Origin of the sequence: Novosphingobium anseongense (genome assembly GCF_037482895.1) — a bacterium.
Classification (GTDB): domain Bacteria; phylum Pseudomonadota; class Alphaproteobacteria; order Sphingomonadales; family Sphingomonadaceae; genus Novosphingobium; species Novosphingobium anseongense.
In genome coordinates, this window is sequence record NZ_JBBHJZ010000021.1 from 1 (window position 1) to 574 (window position 574).

Consider the following 574-nt stretch of genomic DNA (forward strand, 5'->3'; position numbering starts at 1 on the left):
ATTTAAGCCATTCGGACGTCCACAGCGGTCTATACGCGTCTACTCAAAGCGTGGTCTCGAAACGTGGTATCGGCAGCGAAAAACGTGGTATTTTCGCGAAATCTCGGCACGGTAAAGGTCAAATAGACCAGGTAGTATCACCACCCCCTATTCTTGATGCCCAGCCTTGCCGCGGCAGTTATTGGTGGAAGATACTGCTCTCGCACGCGTTTAGACCTTACGCATTTGTCCGCCCAAGGATCCATGCGACGGCCTTGCTCACCTGGCTACTCGCCCGGAATATTTCCGATTCATCGTGCCGACAAAGGGCGAACCAAGAGCCAATGAGCTCGGGGTGTCGCGCAACGGGATTCACGCCGATCATCGCGCAGAGGAACGCCCCACCCAGTTCTGCAACGAGCTCTTCGCGTACAAAGTTCACCGAGCTAGTGGAAGCGGCGCAGGGCCGTGAGACCCTGGAGATGTGTCCAGTCGCGTGGATCAGCTCGTGGCAAATCGCGCGACAGAAGGAATCCGCGCCAGAAAAACTCGAGCGCGGCGGCAGCTGCAGATAGTCCCCATCTAGCGAGTAGAA

1 protein-coding gene is annotated in these 574 nt (G+C 56.6%); it reads right to left on the reverse strand.

Annotated features, from left to right (window positions below; all coding sequences use genetic code 11):
• Positions 1–217: 217 nt before the first annotated feature.
• Positions 218–574 (reverse strand): zincin-like metallopeptidase domain-containing protein (locus tag WG901_RS23765; protein ID WP_339589623.1); only part of this gene is annotated, 357 nt, incomplete at its 5' end.